Below are 19,415 nucleotides of genomic sequence, written 5' to 3' on the forward strand. Positions count from 1 at the left end.
CAGCGTTTCGGAAATCGCATCACAGCTTCAGTGCCTCCTGCATCGCGCGAAATTTCAACTCTGTTTCCGCCCGCTCCTTCTCCGGCGCCGATCCCGCCACGATTCCGGCCCCGGCGAACAACCGCGCGGTACATCCGTCAACGAGCGCCGAACGCAGTCCCACGAAAAACTCGCCGCCGCCTCGCGCGTTGATCCAGCCGATCGCGCCCGCATACAGCCCGCGCGAAAAGCCCTCCAGTTGCCGGATGCCCGCGATCGCCGCGGCGCGCGGCGAGCCGCCCACCGCCGGCGTCGGATGCAGCTGGGCCAGCACGTCGAGCAGCCGCACGTGCGGCGGCAGCACCGCACGCACCGGCGTGAGCAGGTGCTGCACATTCGCGAGTTTTTTCAGGATTGGCTCGGCGGGAAATTCCAGGGCAAATCCCAGCGGCGTCAGCCGGCGCTGGATCGAGTCGAGCACCAGTCGTTGCTCGCGCCGGTCCTTGTCGCTGCGCAGCAACTCCGCGCCGAGACGCGCATCCTCAGTCGCCGACGCGCCGCGCGGCGCCGACCCGGCCAGCGCCTCCGTTTCCAGCGCCCCGCGGCTCACGCGCGCCAGCCGCTCCGGGGTGGCCCCGATGAAGCTCTGCCCGCGTCCATTCGCGATCGAGAAGGCGTGACATTCGGGAAAACGCTGCCGCAGCTGGTTCAGCATCTGCAACGGATGCAGCGGCTCGCTCGCCTGCACGGTGCGGGTGCGCGCCAGCACAATCTTGCTGAACTCGCCCGCCGCGATCCGCGCGATCGCCTGCGCCACCGCCGCCGGGTAGTCGCCCTGATCCGTCACCTTCAGCGTCGCGCGCGCGTCCGCTGTCTGCGTCGGTGGCTCGGGCGCCGCATATTCGAAGGTGCGGAACTTCCCGTGGGCGCGCCACACCTTTTCGGCGAGCAGTTCGAGCGGCGCGTCCGGGGTGACGAGCAAGTTCGCCACCGCGGTCGTGCCGCTGCCGGCCCGCGCCACCTGCCACCGAGGCACGAACACGCGCGCCGCGGGGAACGGCTCGCCTGGCGCCAGTTCGTTCTCGAACGCAAACGCCGCAAAAAAATGCGGTCCGCCGAACGCCGCCTCCACTTCCCCGACGGCGATCGTGTGCGCCAGCGTCTCGTCGATGAAACGTTGCGCCGCAGCAAAACGCTCGGGGCCGTGCGCGTCCGTCGCCACTACCGCCTCGGCGCCCGCGATCGCGGTGTCGAGCGACACGCGCTCGGCATAAAAATGCGGCTCGTCCGGTTCGAAGATCGACTCGAGCACCGCCAGCGGATCCAGCGCGTCGACGGCGATCGAGATGCTGACGAGCTTCGCATGACCGTCCCGCTGCGCCGCGGTCCGGCACGTCGCCAGAAATCCTCGCAACGCCTCCGGCGTCGCGTTGGCCACAGGATCGATCGGCAGGATGGTCATGGCGGGATCGTTCTCGCTATCGTTCTCAGCGCCCATGACAGGAGAACGAGAACGAAACGGGAAAGAGAACGACAGGCTTATGACTTCGCCGGTTTTCCCGATTGTTCGGGCTTCTCCGCCGTCGGCCGCGGGAACAGCACCAGTGCCGGCGCCACCTTCGCACCGGTGAGCTTCGTACCCCAGACGAGCTCGTCGCGCCACACCGGTCCAGGCGTGTAGCCGAGCACGCCGTTGATCTTCTCGGCCGCAGCCGGTATCACGTGCTGCACCGAAGCGACCGCGAGCCGGAGCGCCTCCGCCATCGTGGCGAGTGACGTCCGCAGCAGTGCCTGGTCATGCGGTTCGGCGGACTTGCCGAGTTTCCACGGCGCGCGTTTTTCGATGTAGGCGTTGGTCGCGGTGACGAACGTCATCGCCCGCTCGAGCGCGGTGTGAAACTGGAACTCCTCGTTGAGCGGAAGGCATTCGTCGCGCGTTTTGTCCCACAGCGCGCGCAGCTCGCGCTCGGTGTCGTCGCCCGCTTCCGGCGCCGGCAGCACGCCGCCGGCGAACCGCGTCGTCATGTTGAGCGTGCGGTTCACCAGATTGCCGAGATTGTTCGCCAGTTCGCTGTTGTAGCGGACCAGGAACTGTTCGCGGGTGAAATCGCTGTCCTGTCCCACGTTCATCTCGCGCATCAGGAAATAGCGGAACGCATCCGCGCCGAACTCGCCCACGAGATCCAGCGGGTTGAGCGCGTTGCCCGTGCTCTTCGACATCTTGGCGCCGCGCTGCAGCCACCAGCCGTGCGCGATGATGCCGCGCGGCAGTTCGATGCCCGCGGCCTGCAGCATGATCGGCCAGTAAACGGCATGCGGCGGCACGAGGATGTCCTTGCCGATGACGTGATACGCCGGCCAGGTGCCGGGTTTATCGACGACGGCGGAGTAATAGTTCAGCAGCGCGTCGAACCACACGTAGGTGACGTAACCTTCATCGAACGGCAGCGAGATCCCCCACTCCAGCCGCTCGCGCGGCCGCGAGATGCAGAGGTCGTTCAGCGGCTCCTTCAAGAACTCCAGCACCTGCTTCTGCCGGTAGCGCGGGAACACGAAATCCTCGTGCTGCGTCAGATACTCGATCAGCCAGTCCTGGTAGGCGCGCAGCTTGAAGAAGTAGTTCGACTCGGTGATCTCGGTCACCTCGCCGAAAATCTCCGGCCACGAGCCGTCCGGGTTGCGGTCCTTGTCCTGCAAGAACTGCTCCTGCCGCGTCGAGTAGAAGCCCTTGTATTCCGCCTTGTAGATTTCGCCCTTGTCGAACAGCCGCTGCAGCACATCGCGCACGACGCGCTTGTGCCGCTCCTCCGTCGTGCGGATGAAGTCGTCGTTCGAAATGTTCAGCTTGGGCAACAGCGCCCGGAACTCGGCGCTGACCTGATCGGCGAACTGCTGCGGCGGGATCCCGAGCTTGCGCGCACTGGCTTGCACTTTCTGGCCGTGCTCGTCGGTGCCGGTGAGGAAATGCACGCGGTCGCCCATCTGCCGCCGGAACCGGGCAATGACGTCCGTCAGCACCTTTTCGTAGGCGTGGCCCAGATGCGGCGAACCGTTCACGTAGTCGATGGCGGTCGTGATGTAGAATGACTTCATGCGGAAGCCGCTTAACCAAAGCGGCCGCACCGGAAATGTCGAAAGCCTTTTGCCCGGCGGCTGGGCACCGCCACTCTCTGACATGGGCGGGACGCCCATGCCACGTGGCACGGGCGCCTCGCCCGTGGGTTTGCAGAAAAAAATATACTTCCTCACGACAGTCTCGCGCCAGCAAAGCTTTGACCGACGGCTTGGGCCACCGCAGAATCCAGCGCACGCATGAATCCGCTGCCGCGCTTCCTTGCTCTCGGCCTGCTCGTGATTCTCGCCGCGTTGTCTGCGCTGCTGTCATGGCCGACGCTGCGACGCTCTGGCATCCCGACTCCTCCCGACCACGGCGCCACCAGCACGGCCACCGCTTCGGCACCCGCGGTCCGCGCCGTGGAGGCCGCCCACCGTGCGGCGTTCCCGCTGGCGCTCGCGGGTTGCATCGTCGCGCTCGCTCTGGCCGTTAGCTTGGGCCTTCGCGCGAGCCGGCACCCCGAAAACGATGCCGCGCCTTCGCCGCATCCCGCCGATCTCGGCGCGCTCGCCAGGCTCGCGAAAACCTCCGTCGCCCAAGGCGAGGAGCTCGCCCACGAACGCGACGTCCGCCAGCGCGCCGAAGCCGACGCGTTGCTCAACCAGCAGTTGTTGAACCGCTCCCTCGAGGAAAAGATCCGGCTCGGTCGTGATCTCCACGACGGCATCATCCAATCGCTTTACGCCGCCGGGCTTTCGATCGAATCCGCCCGCGCGCTGGCTCGCACCGATGCGGTCGCGGCCGATCGCCAGCTCGCCGCCTGTCGTGAGAACCTCAATCAAACCATTCGCGAGGTGCGCGCTTACATCGCCGGGCTCGCGCCGGAAAACCTGCGTCAGGCGAATTTCGCCGACGCACTCAAGGCGCTCGTCCATGAACTCGACGCCGGCCGCGACGTGCAGTTCGAGCTGCGCGTGGACGAAGCCGCCACGGCCCAGCTGACGCCGGAGCAAAGCATCGAGGCTCTGCAGATTGCGCGGGAAGCCGTGAGCAACAGCCTGCGCCACGGCCAGGCCACGCGCGTCAGCGTGCGGCTGCATCCGGGTGACGGCGAAACCTGTCTCGCCGTGCAGGACAACGGTCGCGGGTTCGATCTCCAGTCACGCCGCGGCACCGGCCACGGTTTGGGCAACATGCACGCCCGCGCGGAACACCTCGGCGGCCGGCTCCGCATCGAGAGCGCGCCCGCCGGCGGCACGCGCGTGGTGTTCACGCTGCCGATGCGGACGGGCTGATCCGCGGATCTGGCGATTGGGCCACGCCGCAAACTGCCACGTGGGTAGTGACCGCTCTCCGAGCCGTCCGCGATATCGGAGGCTCCGCAGTGCCTTCAAGTCGGAAGTGTGGCCACGGAAGGCACAAAGGACACCAACGCTCCCCTGTGCTTTTTGTGTCCCTCGTGGTCATTCGCACGCCCACCGCCTCAGGATTTGACCTGCCGGTCCGCCCACCCATTGTGCGCCGCGATGAAAGTCCTTCGTGCCAAGAGCGCCGGGTTCTGTTGGGGAGTCGAGCGCGCCATCGAGATCACGCGCGACTACGCGCACCAAGGACGGAAGCCCGTCTACACGGATGGCCCGTTGATCCACAACCGCCAGATGATGGAGAAGTTGTCCGAGGAGGGCATCCGCGAGGTCGGCGACTACCAGAGCCGCGCGAACATCGCGGTGAACCCCGCCGCCCCGGGCGAGAATCCCGTGATGGTGGTGCGCGCGCATGGCATTTCGCCGGAGCGGCGCAACTACCTGAAAAGCCTCGGCATGGACTTCAAGGACGCGACGTGTCCCGACGTCGGCATCATCGCGGGCAAGATCCGGCTGCACGCCAAGAAAGGCTACGCGACGATCATCTTCGGCGACAAAAATCATCCGGAAGCGATCGGGCTGTTGGGTTACACGGAGGGTCGCGGCTACTGCATCACGAGCAAGGCGGACATCGATGCGCTGCCGGCGCTCGAGCGCGTGTGCATGGTTTCCCAATCGACGATGTTCATGCACGAATTCGCCGAGCTCTCCGAATATGCGCGGCAGAAGTTCAAGGAAGTGCTGGTGTTCGACACGATCTGTCAGGCGACGAAGGACCGGCAAACCGACGTCGTCGCACTCGCGCGTCAAGGCGCGCAGGCGATCGTCGTCATCGGCGGCCATCACTCGGCGAACACGGTGAAACTGGCCTCGCTCGCGCGGTTGCAGAACCTGCCCACGTATCACATCGAAACCGCCGCCGAGCTTTCGCCGGAGGAGATGAAAAAGTTCACCGTGATCGGCGTCACCGCCGGCGCCTCGACGCCCGAATTCCTGATCAGCGAAGTCTGCGCGAAGCTCGAGGCGTTGTGAGCGGCGAGCGAGCTGAGAGCTCGCAGTTGAGATGAGAGTTGAGGGTTGAGAGCCGGGGGATCGTTGGCGCGCATACGAGAACGTGGCGCATACCTCCGTAGGAGCCGCTTTGCGCCACGATCAGTTACCGTCAGAGCAACGATATCGCGGCCTAAAGCCGCTTCTACCGTCGCTTGGTCGCGCGCCGGCCTCAGCTCTCATCACTCAACCCTCAACTCTCAACTTCTCCGCCCCCACTCCGCCAGCTGCGCCCACGCGCGGGCGCGATGGCTGATTCGGTTCTTCACGTCCTCGCCGAGTTCCGCGTAGCTCCGGTCGAAACCGTCCGGCACGAAGATCGGATCGTAGCCGAACCCGGCACTGCCGCGCGGTTCGCGCAACAGCCGCCCTTGGCAGCGCCCCTCGAACACGTACTCCGCGCCCGCGCCATCCAGCACCAGCAGCAAACAAAAGAAGTACGCGCCACGCCGCTCGTCGGGCACATCCGCCAGCACACGGAGCAGTTTTTCATAGTTCGCGCGACCACTCGCCTCCGGACCGGCGTAGTACGCCGATTCGACGCCCGGCCCGCCGTGGAGCGCGTCCACGCACACCCCACTGTCGTCCGCCAGCACCCACGAACCCGCCGGCAGCCGCACGCGCAGCGCCGCCGCTTTCTTCCGCGCATTGCCAACAAACGTGCCTGTGTCCTCGACCACCTCGGGCATGCCACCCATCGCCCGCGCGGAGACGATCTCGATCGCCGGCGCATCGTCGCGCGCCGATGCCGCGGCCAGCACCGCGAACTCCTCCGCCTTGTGCAGATTACCCGACGCGAGATGCAGTTTCATCGGGAGCTTTGAACCACGCGCGCGCCGCCCGAGGCAACCCGCTTCGCGCCCGCCCGGCCCATAAGCCCTATTCGATCCCATCGGTCCCATGGGTCCTACAGGACCCGCCATCCCACGCCCTCACCTCACGCCAGGCTGTACGTCGTCTCGTCAACAAACATCTGCGCCGGATACTCCACACAGCCGCGCGTGAGTGTGTCGTCGCCGTGCACTTCGTTGCGCACATCCGACAACCGCACGCCATTCACCGGCTTCTCCGTGCGCAGTCCGTTGAACATCGGCTTCGCGCGATCGTCCGCAAACAACACCGGCGCGCGATAAATGAAAAGATAGTCGAGCTGCTTCTCCTGCAGCAGGTGGCTCACGAGCTGCGCGCCGCCCTCGAACAGCACGCCCGCGACGCGTTCCTCCACGCATTTTTTTCGAAATTCCGACATCGGCACGCGCTGCGTCGGCGACGGGATCACCCACACTTGCACGCCCATCTCGCGCAGTTTGCGCACGTAGCCCAGCCCGCCGTGTGGCGTTGTCACCACCACGGTGCGGCTGTGAAATTCGTCGGTGTAGAGCTTAGGCAACTGCTTGTCGACGACCGTGCGCAGCAGTCCGTCGAATACGAAGCGGATCGGGCACCACTCGGGCTGGCCTTCGACCCGCGCCGTCAGCCGCGGGTTGTCCTTGAACACCGTGCCCGCGCCCACGGCGATCGCGGGGAAAAGCCGCCGCCACACGTGCACGTTCGCGCGCGCCGGTTCGCCGGTGATCCATTTCGATTCACCGGTGCGACACGCCATCCGGCCGTCCAGCGTCACCGCGGACTTCGACGCGATCAGCGGCGTGGCGCGATGAATCCAGTGATTGAAAATCAGGTTCAGGTCCGTGCACTCGCGCTCCAGCACGCCGTGGATGACCTCGACCCCCGCAGCGCGCAGCACCTCGAAGCCCTTGCCGGAATGCTCCGGGTTCGGGTCCGTCGCGCCGACCACCACCTGCTTGATGCCCGAACTGATGATCGCATCCGTGCACGCGCCGGTCCGGCCGGAAGTCGAGCAGGGCTCCAGCGTGACATACATCGTCGCACCCGCGCGCGGCGGCTTGCCGCGGTTCAACAAAGCCAGCCGTTCCGCGTGCGGCCCGCCGTCCTGCGCGTGGAATCCTTCGGCCACGACACGGCCCTCCTCCACGATCAACGCTCCGACCATCGGGTTTGGATGCGTGTCGCCCCAGCCTTTTCGCGCCACCTCCAAAGCCCGTCGCATGAAGGTCTCGTGATTGTTCGTCGTCGTACTCATCATCAGGTTCGCCGCGCGTCACTCACTGTCCCGGCCCAGCCACAGCTCGCTGCAGCCGCCCGTGACAGGCAGCGGTGGTCGGCGACACTGATCGGTTGAAGCGCTGGGATTGGTTCAAGATGGATGGTGCAAATATCGGGCACCCACCCGCGTAGTTCACAGGAAAGTCGCGCCGACGTCCACTGGGATCTGGTGCTAGCCGCAGAATGACAAAATCTTAACCGCGCAGGCGGCGCCCCATCATCCCGAAACATAAGGGTTGGTCGCCATCTCGGCGCCGACGGTCGTGTCCGCCCCATGGCCGGGATAAACCGCGGTCTCTTCCGGCAGCGTGTAAATCTGCTGCCGGATCGAATGTTCCAGCGTCTCAAAGCTCCCGCCCGGCAGGTCCGTGCGGCCCACGCTGCCGGCAAACAGCGCATCGCCCACGAACGCCGCCTGCGCCCGCGGCAGGAAATAGAGCACGTTGCCCGCGCAGTGGCCGGGCACGTGGCGAACCTCCACGGGCTGCCCGAGCGACTCGAACCGCTCGCCCTGCCCGACCCAACGGTCGACGCCAACCGGTTCCACGTCCAACCGCGTTCCCATGAACGCTTCCTGGACCTTCGGCGTTTCCAGCAACGGCCGGTCGTCCGAATGCGCCCGCACCTTCGCCCCCGTTTGCCGCACGATCTCCGCCGCCCCTTGCGTGTGGTCCCAATGCCCATGCGTGATCCAGAGTTCCGTCAGTCGGCACTTCTCCTTTTGCAGGATCGGTTCGACGTCGAGCCACACGCCGGCGGGCGCGTCGATCAGCACGGCCTCGCCGCGCTCCGGCGCGGTCAGCAAGTAGGCGTTGGTCCGGATCGGCCCGGCGGGCAGGACATGAAGATTCATTGAATCGAATCCACGCGATTCGCGCGGCTCGGCAATCCAAATGGTGCCAGGAAACCAGTTCAGCCGAATAGTCCACCCGGACGTTGCACCGCTCGATTCCGCCGGACCGAAAAAACGCCTCCCGTGCGCACGCCCGGCTCGCCAGCGCCGCCCCGTCCGTTCAGGCTGCCAATGTTCCCATGCCGTCGTCTCCGCCACCGCGCCTCGCGCTGATCGCGTGTCGCGTGCTCGAAACCGAGCTCGCGCACTTTCTGCCGCAGGCGCCCCACGTCGTTCGCACCGAATTCCTCGACGTGGGACTGCATGACCGTCCCGGATTCCTGCACACCGCACTTGCGGCCGCGCTCGCCCGCGCCGAGGACGATCCCGCGGTCGAAGCGGTCGCGCTCGTCTACGGCGTGTGCGGTCTGGGCACCATGGGATTGCGGCCGGCGCGCTGCCCGCTCGTGCTCCCGCGCGCGCACGACTGTCTCACGCTCTTCCTCGGCAGCAAGGAACGCTACGCGGACATCATGCGCCGCACGCCGGACGTTTACTGGTACACGCCCGGCTGGAATCGCGCGCGTCGCGTGCCCGGTCCCGATCGCGAGGCGGCCTTGCGCAGCGAATACACGAAAAAATTCGGCGTCGAGGACGCCGAAGCGCTGATCGCGATGGAACGCGCTTCCTTCTTTGAACACGGCCGCGCGGTCTACACCGATTTTGGGTTGCCCGACAGCGCCGCGGAGAAAGCCTATGCGCAAACCTGCGCCACCTGGCTGGGCTGGCCCTGCGAGGAACAGCCGGGCGACAGCTCGTTGCTGCGGGCGCTGCTCGCGGGCGAATGGGATGCCGAGCGTTTTCTCGTCGTTCCACCCGGTCAGCAAACCGCGTTCAGCGCGGATACGCGCGTGGTGAAAGCGGTCGCCACTGGCCTCGGCGCCGCTTGCGAACCGTCGCCGCTGGCGTCGCCTTCATCCGCGCTGCTCCCGCCGGAGCCGTGCCCGCCGCCGGCCACCGTGCCGGTCGTTTCGTGAGGTTCAACGTGCTTCGCCGCTCGCGTCCCACTTCACTCCTCGGCTCCGGTTCGCTCACCCGGCGGCAAGCCGCCGCGAGCGGAGCCTTTCCTGACTCCCGGCCCCACGCTGCACCGGCCGACAACGCGGTCTTTGCCGGACTCCTCGACGCGCTCGCCTTCGATGCATTCGCCGCCGAACACCGCCGCGCCACCGGTTTCGCGCTCGTGGCGACGGATGCCGCCGGCACCGTGCTGCGCGGTCGCGTGTCGGCCTCCGCCGACCCGACCGCGGCACAGACCGCGCGCCAGCAGGCGATCGCCGAGGCGCTGCGCTGGGGTGAGCCGTGCGTGATGGGTGATCCGGACGGACGCGTGCTCTGGGCCGTGCCAGTGTTGCGCAACCAGACGCTGCTCGGCGGTCTGCTCGTCTGCGGCGTCGCGCTGAAACGTCCCGCCCGCGCCGGCGCGCTCGATCAACGGATCCTTCATGCGTGCCGCCGGCTGCTCGAACTCGCCGCCAGGCACAACCTCACCAACGCCGCGCTGCTCGCGGAACGGCGGCGACACGCCCGTCGCGAACGCGAAAAAGCGGAGGCGCTGCACGCGTTGAAGGAGGGACTGCACGACGACATCCGCAGCATCTACCTGCGCGAGGAGCCCGCGCTTATCGCCGCCATCCGCCGCGGCGAACGCCCCGCCGCCCGCGGCGCAATCAATCGCGTGCTCACCGCGATCTATTTCCTCGGCGAGTCGCGGATGGAGCTGCTGAAGAGCCTCGCGCTCGAGCTGGTCGTCACGATGACGCGCACCGCGGTGCAGGCCGGCGGCGATCCATCGCAAATCCTCGGGCTGAACTACCAATCGATCACGACGCTCGCGCGGATCGCGTCGCAGGAGGAACTCGCCACCTGGCTCTGCGAAATGCTCGAGCTGCTGATCGACGCCATCCAGGCCAATCGCCGTCACCCCAACTCCGTGCAGCTCGCCCGCGCGATCGAATACATGGAGGAGCATCTCGCCGGCGAACTCACCCGCGAAGAGGTCGCGCGCGCGGCCGGACTGTCGCCGAGCCACTTTTCTCATCTGATGCGGGACAAGACCGGCCGCTCGTTCACCGAGTTGCTCACGCGACTGCGCGTGGATCGCGCGTGCCACCTGCTGGCGCGAACCGAAACCGAGCTCGCGCAGATCGCCCAAAGCTGCGGGTTCGGCGACCAGAGTTATTTCACGCGCGTGTTTCGCAGAGCTACGCAGCAGACGCCCGGCGAATTCCGCCGCGCCCAAACGCCCACCGCGCCGCCGGCCTGATCGCGCGCTCCTTTCCTGCGCGCGCTGGGGGATTTCTGGGGACGCGACGCCCTCGTCGCCTCTGAGATGTGGTGGGCGCGCGTTGCAGCCGGGGTCGCCCTCCTTCGCTGAAGCTACGGAGGGCAGGCTGACCCCGGCCCGGCCTCAGCGAGGCCGGCTACAAGCGGCTTGCGCTCCCGCGCGCCCACCTTCGCACCAAAATCCCAAAACTCCGCACCGGAATCCAAGCCAGCGCCGACGTTTCCCGCTACGCTTTCACCTCCGATCTCCGATTTCCTACTCCGAACTCAGAACTCCAAACCCCGAACTCCGTCCCCTCTTCGCCCCAACTCTCATGACTACCTTCGAACAGCTCTCGCAAGCCGTCGTCGCCGGCAAAAGCAAGGACGCCAAGGCGCTCACGCAACAAGCCCTCACCGAGGGCGCGCAGCCCGGCGCCGTCGTCGACCAGGCGCTGGTCCCCGCGATGGCCATCGTCGGCGACCGGTTCCGCGACAACCAAATATTCGTCCCGGAAATGCTGATGTCGGCACGCGCGATGAAAGAGTCGCTCGCGATCCTCGAGCCCAAGCTCCTCGCCGCCGGCGTGCAGCCGAAATACACCGCCGTGATCGGCTCCGTGCACGGCGACCTCCACGACATCGGCAAAAACCTCGTCGCGATCATGTGGAAGGGTGCCAACTTCCGCGTCGTCGACCTCGGCGTAAACGTCTCCCCCGCGAAATTCGTCGCCGCCATCCAGCAGCACCAGCCGCAGGTCGTCGGTCTCTCCACGCTGCTCACGACCACGATGCCCGCGATGGTCGAAACCGTTCGCGTCATCCGCGCCAGCGGCTGCCCGCCCGTCAAGATCATGGTCGGCGGCGCGCCCGTGACGCAGCAGTTCGCCAACGAAATCGGCGCCGACGGCTACTCGGCCGACGCCAGCGCCGCCGTCGAGGTCGCGCTCAAGCTCATCGGCGCCTGACCGGTGGCACGGGCATCTTGCCCGTGTCGTCGCCGGACTTCCCGATTGCCCACACGACGTGCTGTCCACGGGCAGGATGCCCGTGCCACGTGTGCCGCCTTTCACCGCCCGCACCTCATCACTCCCGCTTACGTTTCGCTCGCCGCTAACGCCTCCGAGGTCGAGCGCGTTGCCCCCAACGCGCTTCGTTTTCACTCCGCTTCCACGCTTCTCGTCTCTCCATGGCCCGCTCCACTTACCTCGCTCTCGCCGCGCAACGTCACCGCCTTCCGATCGGCGTCGACCTCGTGCTTCGCCGGCACGCCGATCACGAGGCGATCCTGACCGACGGCGAGCGACTCGGCCGGGTGATCGCGGAAGCGGCGGCGGAGTTCCAGACGCCGCTCGCGTTTCCGCTGATGGACCTGAAGCTCGAGAAAGCCACGTTGCTTTCGTTCTTCGACGTCCCCGCCGCAGACTCGGATAGCTTCCACTTCACGGAGGCGCCCTCCGCGGAAGCCGTGGCTCGTTTCGAATCCGCCCTCGCCAGCAGCCGGCCGTCGCCGCGCGTCGCCGCGAATCTCGGCGCGCTCCGCTACATCACCGGACAAACCACCTTGCTGCCGGTGGGCATGAGCATCGGCCCGTTCTCGCTCGCCACCAAGCTGCTCGCCGACCCGATCACGCCCGTGTACCTGGCCGGCGACGGCGCCACCGCGGCCGACGAGCCGGAGGTCGGACTCCTCGAAACCGCGCTGCGGCTCGCGCTTGCGACCGTCCGGCACGCGATCCGGCAGCAGCTCGACGCCGGCGCCCGCGCGATCTTCATCGCCGAACCCGCCGCCAACAAGGTCTTCTTCTCGCCGAAACAAATCGCCGGCGGCAGCAACGTCTTCGACCGGTTCGCGCTCGCGCCCAATCGCGCCATCGCCGCGCAACTCGTCGCGCGCGAGGCGGACCTACTCTTCCACTGCTGCGGCGAACTCGTCGACGCGATGCTCGACGGTTTCTGTTCGCTGCGACCCGCGCTGCTCTCGCTCGGCAGTTCGCGCCGACTGTGGGAGGACGCCGCCCGCGTGCCGAAGGACATCGTGCTCTACGGCAACCTGCCCTCGAAACAGTTCTATTCCGACAGCGTGATGCCGCTCGAAAAAGTCGGCGCACAGGCGGGTGAACTGCTCGCGCGGATGCGCCAGGTTGGGCATCCGTTCATCCTGGGGACGGAGTGCGACACGCTGCACGTCGACGGCTGCGATGACGCGATCCGCGCGAAGGTCGCACACCTGCTCCGGATTCCCGAGCCGGCCGCTTGAGCAGCAGGGGCGCAGGCTTGCTGCGCCCACTGGTCGGGAGCCGCGCAGCCGATCGGTGGAGACGCGACGCCCTCGTCGCATTCTTGTAGCCGGGGTCGCCGACCCCGGCCCGCTCCGTGCCTCTAGCGAGCCATACTGATAGCAGTGGCACCGCTTTGGATAAGGCGGTACCGCTGGGCCCGCCGCCACTTCCTCGCTGTTGGCTCGGCCATCCGGCCCGCCCGGCGGGCGGGCCCAACCTTTTTAGCTCCCCGTTCGCGCCGAGCGTCCGAAGGGCAACCCGCCGCCACGGGGTTGATCCGCTCAGCGCCTGATCACCCGATGTCGCCCCGCGTCCTCCTGTCCCGCGTTTTTTCTTTTCGGTCGCTCGCTGCGGTCACGCTGGGCGTCGCGATGCTCGCGCCGCCGCTCGCCGCCCTCGGCCCGGAAACCGTACAGTTTCGCGCCTTCGCGCTCGCCGACCTGCAGCGTGATTTCGACCAGGTCCAGCGGCTCATCGAGACGCAACATCCGCAACTCTACGCCGATCGCGCCGCGGTCCAGCAGGCGCTGGTGGATGAACGCGCGCACCTCCGCGAAGGCATGAACGAGCTCGAGTTCTACCGGCTGCTCGCCGGCGTCGTGCGCCGGCTCAACTGCGGCCACACCGCGCTTTCGCTCTCCAGCAGTACCGACACCACGCTGCACGCGCAGCGCCGGCTCCTGCCGCTCGCCGCGAAGAGCATCGACGGCCGGCTGCTGGTCATCCGCGCCCTCCCCGGCTTAGCCGTCCCCGTCGGCGCGGAAATCACCGCGATCAACAGCCACACCGCAACCGCGGTCGTGCAGCAGCTCCTGGACGGGCTCACGGCCGACGGCGCCAACCTCACCCGCAAGCTCCACTCGCTCAATCGTCAGTTCGCCCAGCTCTATCATCTCCTCGTCGACACGTCGTCGGAGTTTTCGATCACCTACCTCGATCCGCAAACGCGCCTGTCCCACAGCGTCACACTCAACGGCGTCAGCGAAACCGACTGGAACGCGCTGCGCGATCCCGAGCCGGCGGGCGCCGACGACCTCGGCTCGTCGGAATTCGCCAGCGATCACGCGGTGCTCTTCGTGCGCACCTTCAACTACTACGACGCCGCCGGCCACACGCGGTTCTTCGCCTTCATCGACAATTTCTTCAACGAGGTTGCGGCCCGCCGGATCCAGAACGTCATCCTCGATCTGCGCGGCAACGGCGGCGGCGATCCGTATTGCGGCTCCTATCTCTTCCAGCGGCTGATCGACCGCGCCCGCTCCTACTTCGCGAGCACCTCTCCGTTCTACACCGATCTCCGCGTTCCGCTCGCGCCCGCGGCCAACGCATTCACCGGCTCGCTGGCCGTGCTGATCGACGGCGGCTGTTTCTCCACCACCGGCCATTTCTCGTCGCTGCTGAGCTACCACCGCATCGGCCGGTTCATCGGCGAGGAGACCGGTGGCTCGTTCGCCTGCACCGCAGCCAACCAATCCGTCACGCTCGTCTACACGCAGCTGCGGTTCAGCTACTCGACGAATACCTTCACGACCGCGGTGAGCGGACTCACCCCTGGCCGCGGGATCATGCCCGACCTGCCAGTCACGCCGACCGCGCAGGACTGGATCAGCGGCAACGATCCCGTGAAGGCTGTCGCACAACGCCTGCTGCGTCGCGGCGCCGCAGCCACGGCCATCACCCGACAGCCGGCGAGCCTCTCCGCCGCCGCCGGGGCCGAGGCCCATTTCTCGCTGCAGACGATCCCCGCGGCGCTGCACGCGTGGGAGCTCAACGGCGCTACGTTGGTGAACGGCGACGCAGCTGAACTGGTGATCGATCGCGTCGCGCGCTCGCATGCCGGCATCTACAGCGCGTTCGTCACCGCGGAGGGCCAGGCTCGTTACACGCATCCGGCCATTCTGGGATTGCTCGCCCAGGCCAAAGCTGAGGGCGGCGCCGAGATCGGGCCCGACATCGTTCATCCAAACGGCAATGTCTACGATCAGGTGCTGCTCGAAGATACGTCGATCGTCGTCACCGCCGACCCGGACCAGATCACGCGAGTCTCATTCGTCGATTTGCAGGACGACATCGTGCAGGTGGAATTTGCCGGCGCCGGCACGTTGACGCTGACGCTCGACGCGGCATCGGAGGCCGCACCACCGCGCAATTACCAGCAGCCCGACATCCGCTACCGCAAAGGCCACGCGCGAATCGTGATCGCCGGCGCCGACGAAACGACGCACCTGGGTGTGTTCAGCGTCGGCCGCCGCACGGCGCTGAACCCGTCGCTGTTTCGCGACGACGTCAGCTATGACGGCTGGGCCGATCTCGCGAGCGTCGCGATTCTCAGCTCGAACGGGCGGTTTGGTGGCGTGCGCATGGGCAACGCGATCTTTTCCGGCGTGCGCGGCCACGTCGGCCTGATCGCGCCCGGCGTCGAGTTCACCGGGCCGGTCGTGTTCGGCGATCTGCACGCGTCCGAGGAAGCGCTTCCGACGCTCCTCCTCGGGCGCGTCGATCGCCTCCAAATCGCGGGCGGCAATCTCGAACAGCTCAACCATCGCCCCGTCGAGGTGGGCGGAGAATTTGTCCTCTCGCTCGAAGCCGGCACGGACTCGCACAACCGTCCGCGCACTGCCCAAACGCTCTGCGCCCGGCTCGAGCAAGACGGCGTCGACGTGACGCCCCGCTAGCCGCCGCGGCTCCGTTACTGGCTGCCGCGTTCGCTCATCCGGTCTCGCACAGCGCTGGCCAGTTCCCGAAGTGCGGCGATCCCCTCGGCGCTACAATACGCCTCCGGGCCCGGCGGCGGGAACTGATCGGGAATCGCAATGCACTTCAGCCGGACGTCTTCGAGATACGCGTCGTGCTTTCGAATTGAGATGAATTCGTCCCAATCCCACATGCGCCCCGTGCCCGCGGCAAATGCCTCGATGGCTGCCGCCGTTTTTTCGTATTCGCCCGTCGAGATGCCCTTCGGTCGAAACAATCCGCTGAGCAGCTTCATGATCGTTTAAGCTAGCGAGTCAGCCCCGAGCCGGCGAGACCGGAATCGATCCCCGTCTCGAGGTGGCTGCGCTTAGTCGCGACGGCCGTGCAAACGGCTGCTTGCTTCCATCAGTGGCAGCCTGGCACGCGACCCATCATTGCAGCCGCACCGTCCACTCGCTGGCCGCTCCGGGAACGTGCTGGAACGTGACCGGCCCTGTCGCGCCTGCCTCCGGCCGCACCTGGTACTCGCCATAAAACCCCCGCAGCGCAATCCGACCGTCCGCATCAGTCTTGAGCGTGGCGTGCGTTTTCCACGCGTGATTGATCAGCTGATCCAGGACTTCGTAGGCGGGCTTCGGCGTCAGATCTTTTCGTAGCAGCGCGCTGCCTTTGATGTAGGAATCGTTCTCGGTGAAATCCCACCACGTGAACGAGACCACCGATGGGTGGCCGAACCCGAGCGTATACATGATCCGGGCGAACTCAGCCTGATTCTCCTCCGACCAGACGCCTTCCTTGTAGCCGCCGGAAATCGGCGCGCCGAGCGAGTGCGGATGAAACTCCGTGAAATGAATCGGCAGCCCGAGCTCGCGACAACGCTCCAGCGTGTCCCAGACCTTCTGCGGATGAAACCATTCGGTGCGCGGCTCGTGGGCCTGCAGCCCGATGCCGTGCAGCGGCGTGCCGCGTCGCTGCAGTTCCTTGACCAACGCGAAGAATCGCTCGCGGACCGGCGGCCACGCGATCTGGCCAAAATCGTTCAGGAGCAACGTCGCGTCCGGGTTCGCGGCGTGAGCCCAGCGGTAGCAGGGCTCGATCCAGTCGGCGACTTCCGCAATGGACGGCCCCGCCGCCGGGTAGCGCTCCCCCTCGATCCGCTCCGGCATTTTCATCGCTGCGTCCCATACCACCGTGTTGGCCGCTTCGTTCGCGACGTCCCACAGGTCGATCGTCCCCGCAAAGCCTTTCACATTTTCGACCACGCGCGCTTGCAGCAGCGACCGGCTGCAATCCGGCGGCAGCTCGGACAGCCAGGCCGGCGTGCCCGCCACGTGCGTCCACGCCAGCGGGTGCCCCTTCGGCGTGATGCCGTGGGCCTTGCACCAAGTCGCCACCTCGAGCATCCGCTCCCAGCCCGGGCGTCCCGGCACCGGTTCGTAGCCGTCCCAGTAGAACGGCAGAATCGCCAGATTGAAGAGCTGCGTGAACCGCTGCTTGAACACCGCCTCCTGCTCCGGCGTGAAGTGGTTCGCCGGCAGCAACTCGAACGCGATCGAGCCGAACCGGAAATGATGCGTGCGCTGGTCCACCGTCACCGTGACTCCGGCCTGCGGCCGGCCGGCGGCGTCTGTCACGCGGATTTGGATATCTCCCTTCCGCTGTTGCTCGATGTTTTGGTTGGCACGCGCCAGCAGCGCCTCCACCGCATCGGAATCGGCGCGCGCCGCCCCCGCGACCGCGCCGAGCCAGCTGAACCCTAAAAGAAGAACACGCAGCAAGGTTTTCATGGCTGCTTGTTTACTACTCCACTGCCGCTCCGCCGTCGATCTCTATGCCGCAGCGAGGATGGGAATGCTCCGGCCGGAGAGCGCGGGCATCCTGCCCGCATTCCGGTGTTGGCTGAGCACCGCCCGCAAGGACCGGAATCTGCATCCTGCAGCCACGACGAGTTTACCCCGGCTCATCGTGACCGAATGCGAATCAACTCCGAGCCCAGCTGCCGTGTGATCCGGGGTGTTCCGTGGGCAGTTTGCTACGCCCTGCGGCGAGCTCAGGCCTACGGCTCGCCGTTTCGCGTCCGAGTTCAACGTTCTTGGTTTTGCGGCGATACCAGATCGGGCTCCAGTGGATCCAACGCGGGCGCTACGCGCTCCATCTGCGACGGATCGGATCCGTGGCCATCCGCGTGATTCGCGGGAGAAATGTCTTCCGTGTGCTCCGTGTGTTCCGTGGGCTGCTCGCTCCGGTCGCGGTCTGGAGTTCGGGTTCGGAGCTCCTGTGCCTTCGGCGTCCTTTTGTGACCCGCCCTTGTTTTATGTCTTTGGTGTGTTTCGTGGTTCTTCGGTCCCCTTCGGTCGCGGCCACGCCCGCTCGAGGTGATCGTGATCGAATCGGGATCGGAAGCGCCAATGAATGACGAGCGAGACCCAGCCTTCGCCGAACGCTACGGCAGCAAGCTGCCCGTGCCACGGGAAAGCGGCCGAGGGCGGCCGCCCTCCCAACACCGCTAAAACCCCCTTGCCACGCCACGCCGGCGCTTGCCAACCTGACCCTCTATGCCGTCGCTCAAGTTCGCCGTCCTGGCAGGTGATTACATTTGGCCCCGAGGTCATGTCTGAGGCGCTGCGCGTGCTCGAACACGTCGCCCGCCAGGAAAAGCTCACGCTGAGCTACCAGCAGGCCGACGTCGGCGGCGCCGGCATCGACCGTCACGGCCAGGCGCTCCCCGCCTCCACGCTGAAGGTCTGCGAGCAGTCCGACGCCATCCTCTTTGGCTCGGTCGGCGGCCCGAAATGGGAAAAACTCCCGCCCGCGCAGCAGCCCGAGCGCGCCTCGCTGCTCCCGCTGCGCAAGCACTTCACGCTCTTCGCCAACATCCGGCCCGGCCTGCTCTACCGTGAACTGACCGACGCCTCCCCGCTCAAGACCGAACGCATCCCCGACGGCATCGACATCGTCTGCATCCGCGAGCTCACCGGCGGCATCTATTTTGGGAAAAAGGAAACCACGACGCTCGCCGACGGCGACGTGCAGGCGATGGACACGATGGTCTATCGCAAGAGCGAGATCGAACGCATCCTCGCCACCGCCGTGACCACCGCGCGCGCGCGCAAGAAAAAGCTCTGCTCGATCGACAAGGCCAACGTCCTCGAGACGTCCGTGCTCTGGCGCAAGACCGTGATCGACTATATCGCCAAAAACGCGCCGGACCTCGAACTGTCCCACATGTATGTCGACAACGCCGCGATGCAGCTCGCGCGCAACCCGAACCAGTTCGACGTATTCGTCACGGAAAACATGTTCGGCGACATCCTCTCCGACGAGATGGCGGTGATCTGCGGTTCGCTCGGCATGCTGTCGTCGGCCTCGCTCGGCACCGGCAAGAACTCGCTCGGATTGCCGTTCGGGCTGTACGAGCCGGCGGGCGGCACCGCGCCCGACATCGCCGGCAAGGGGATCGCGAATCCCTGCGCGCAGATCCTTTCCGCCGCGTTGATGCTTCGTTATAGTTTCGGACTCGGCGAAATCGCCACGCGCATCGAGGCCGCCGTGAAAAAGACGGTCACCTCCGGCACGCGCACCGGCGACATCGCTTTCGGCCGGCCGGCCGTCGGAACGAAGGCGATGGCCGACGCGATCATCGCGAATCTGTAGTCGGCCCGAGCGGAACGCGTCAGCGTTTCGTCTGCCCGTTCGCGGCGCATTCG

The 19,415-nt window shown here is 66.6% G+C and carries 14 protein-coding genes and 1 pseudogene; 8 read left to right on the forward strand and 7 right to left on the reverse strand.

Features of this window, described 5'->3' with window-relative positions:
* Positions 1 to 19: 19 nt before the first annotated feature.
* Both OTER_RS18430 and OTER_RS18435 read right to left on the reverse strand, forming a co-directional pair.
* Entirely contained in the window at positions 20 to 1,477 is a 1,458-nt protein-coding gene (locus OTER_RS18430) for an isochorismate synthase (protein ID WP_012376455.1), read from the reverse strand.
* 41 nt (positions 1,478 to 1,518) lie between these two features.
* Positions 1,519 to 3,072: a class I tRNA ligase family protein gene (locus tag OTER_RS18435; RefSeq protein ID WP_012376456.1), complete on the reverse strand. Its 1,554-nt coding sequence runs from the start codon at positions 3,070 to 3,072 to the stop codon at positions 1,519 to 1,521.
* Between the two features lie 219 nt (positions 3,073 to 3,291).
* On the opposite strand from OTER_RS18435, the gene OTER_RS18440 reads away from it, so the two are divergent.
* Complete coding sequence (locus OTER_RS18440; protein ID WP_012376457.1) at positions 3,292 to 4,329, forward strand: sensor histidine kinase; 1,038 nt, start codon at positions 3,292 to 3,294, stop codon at positions 4,327 to 4,329.
* Positions 4,330 to 4,560: 231 nt separating this feature from the next.
* The gene (gene ispH / locus OTER_RS18445; RefSeq protein ID WP_012376458.1) at positions 4,561 to 5,430 is read left to right on the forward strand and encodes a 4-hydroxy-3-methylbut-2-enyl diphosphate reductase; all 870 of its coding nucleotides are present in this window, start codon (positions 4,561 to 4,563) and stop codon (positions 5,428 to 5,430) included.
* Between the two features lie 218 nt (positions 5,431 to 5,648).
* Here ispH and OTER_RS18450 read toward each other — a convergent pair whose 3' ends face one another.
* From OTER_RS18450 to OTER_RS18460, 3 genes are all read right to left on the reverse strand, one after another.
* Positions 5,649 to 6,260, reverse strand: coding sequence for a non-canonical purine NTP pyrophosphatase (locus tag OTER_RS18450; RefSeq protein WP_012376459.1), 612 nt, complete (start codon positions 6,258 to 6,260; stop codon positions 5,649 to 5,651).
* Positions 6,261 to 6,385: 125 nt separating this feature from the next.
* Positions 6,386 to 7,552 (reverse strand): bifunctional diaminohydroxyphosphoribosylaminopyrimidine deaminase/5-amino-6-(5-phosphoribosylamino)uracil reductase RibD, encoded by a 1,167-nt coding sequence (ribD, locus tag OTER_RS18455; protein ID WP_044892690.1) that lies wholly within the window; start codon positions 7,550 to 7,552, stop codon positions 6,386 to 6,388.
* Positions 7,553 to 7,792: 240 nt separating this feature from the next.
* Complete coding sequence (locus OTER_RS18460; RefSeq protein WP_012376461.1) at positions 7,793 to 8,428, reverse strand: MBL fold metallo-hydrolase; 636 nt, start codon at positions 8,426 to 8,428, stop codon at positions 7,793 to 7,795.
* A gap of 179 nt (positions 8,429 to 8,607) precedes the next feature.
* Here OTER_RS18460 and OTER_RS18465 point away from each other — a divergent pair, with 179 nt between their 5' ends.
* The 5 genes from OTER_RS18465 (at position 8,608) to OTER_RS18485 (ending at position 15,689) form a co-directional block, all read left to right on the forward strand.
* The gene (locus OTER_RS18465; RefSeq protein WP_012376462.1) at positions 8,608 to 9,444 is read left to right on the forward strand and encodes a DUF1638 domain-containing protein; all 837 of its coding nucleotides are present in this window, start codon (positions 8,608 to 8,610) and stop codon (positions 9,442 to 9,444) included.
* 8 nt (positions 9,445 to 9,452) lie between these two features.
* On the forward strand, positions 9,453 to 10,733 hold the full coding sequence (locus OTER_RS18470) for a helix-turn-helix transcriptional regulator (protein ID WP_158305480.1): 1,281 nt from the start codon (positions 9,453 to 9,455) through the stop codon (positions 10,731 to 10,733).
* A 334-nt stretch (positions 10,734 to 11,067) separates the two neighbouring features.
* Entirely contained in the window at positions 11,068 to 11,700 is a 633-nt protein-coding gene (locus OTER_RS18475; protein ID WP_012376464.1) for a cobalamin B12-binding domain-containing protein, read from the forward strand.
* Positions 11,701 to 11,921: 221 nt separating this feature from the next.
* Positions 11,922 to 12,992 carry a uroporphyrinogen decarboxylase family protein gene (locus OTER_RS18480; protein WP_012376465.1) on the forward strand — a complete coding sequence of 357 codons (1,071 nt, stop codon included), beginning with the start codon at positions 11,922 to 11,924 and terminating at the stop codon, positions 12,990 to 12,992.
* Between the two features lie 321 nt (positions 12,993 to 13,313).
* On the forward strand, positions 13,314 to 15,689 hold the full coding sequence (locus tag OTER_RS18485) for a S41 family peptidase (protein ID WP_012376466.1): 2,376 nt from the start codon (positions 13,314 to 13,316) through the stop codon (positions 15,687 to 15,689).
* A 14-nt stretch (positions 15,690 to 15,703) separates the two neighbouring features.
* Here the strand turns inward: OTER_RS18485 and OTER_RS18490 are convergent, their stop codons facing one another.
* Complete coding sequence (locus OTER_RS18490) at positions 15,704 to 16,003, reverse strand: hypothetical protein (protein WP_012376467.1); 300 nt, start codon at positions 16,001 to 16,003, stop codon at positions 15,704 to 15,706.
* 136 nt (positions 16,004 to 16,139) lie between these two features.
* On the reverse strand, positions 16,140 to 17,495 hold the full coding sequence (locus tag OTER_RS18495; protein WP_012376468.1) for an endo-1,4-beta-xylanase: 1,356 nt from the start codon (positions 17,493 to 17,495) through the stop codon (positions 16,140 to 16,142).
* Positions 17,496 to 18,263: 768 nt separating this feature from the next.
* Here OTER_RS18495 and leuB point away from each other — a divergent pair.
* Positions 18,264 to 19,362: pseudogene (leuB, locus tag OTER_RS18500) on the forward strand (3-isopropylmalate dehydrogenase).
* Positions 19,363 to 19,415: the final 53 nt, after the last annotated feature.

Origin of the sequence: Opitutus terrae PB90-1 (assembly GCF_000019965.1) — a bacterium.
Classification (GTDB): Bacteria; Verrucomicrobiota; Verrucomicrobiia; order Opitutales; family Opitutaceae; genus Opitutus; species Opitutus terrae.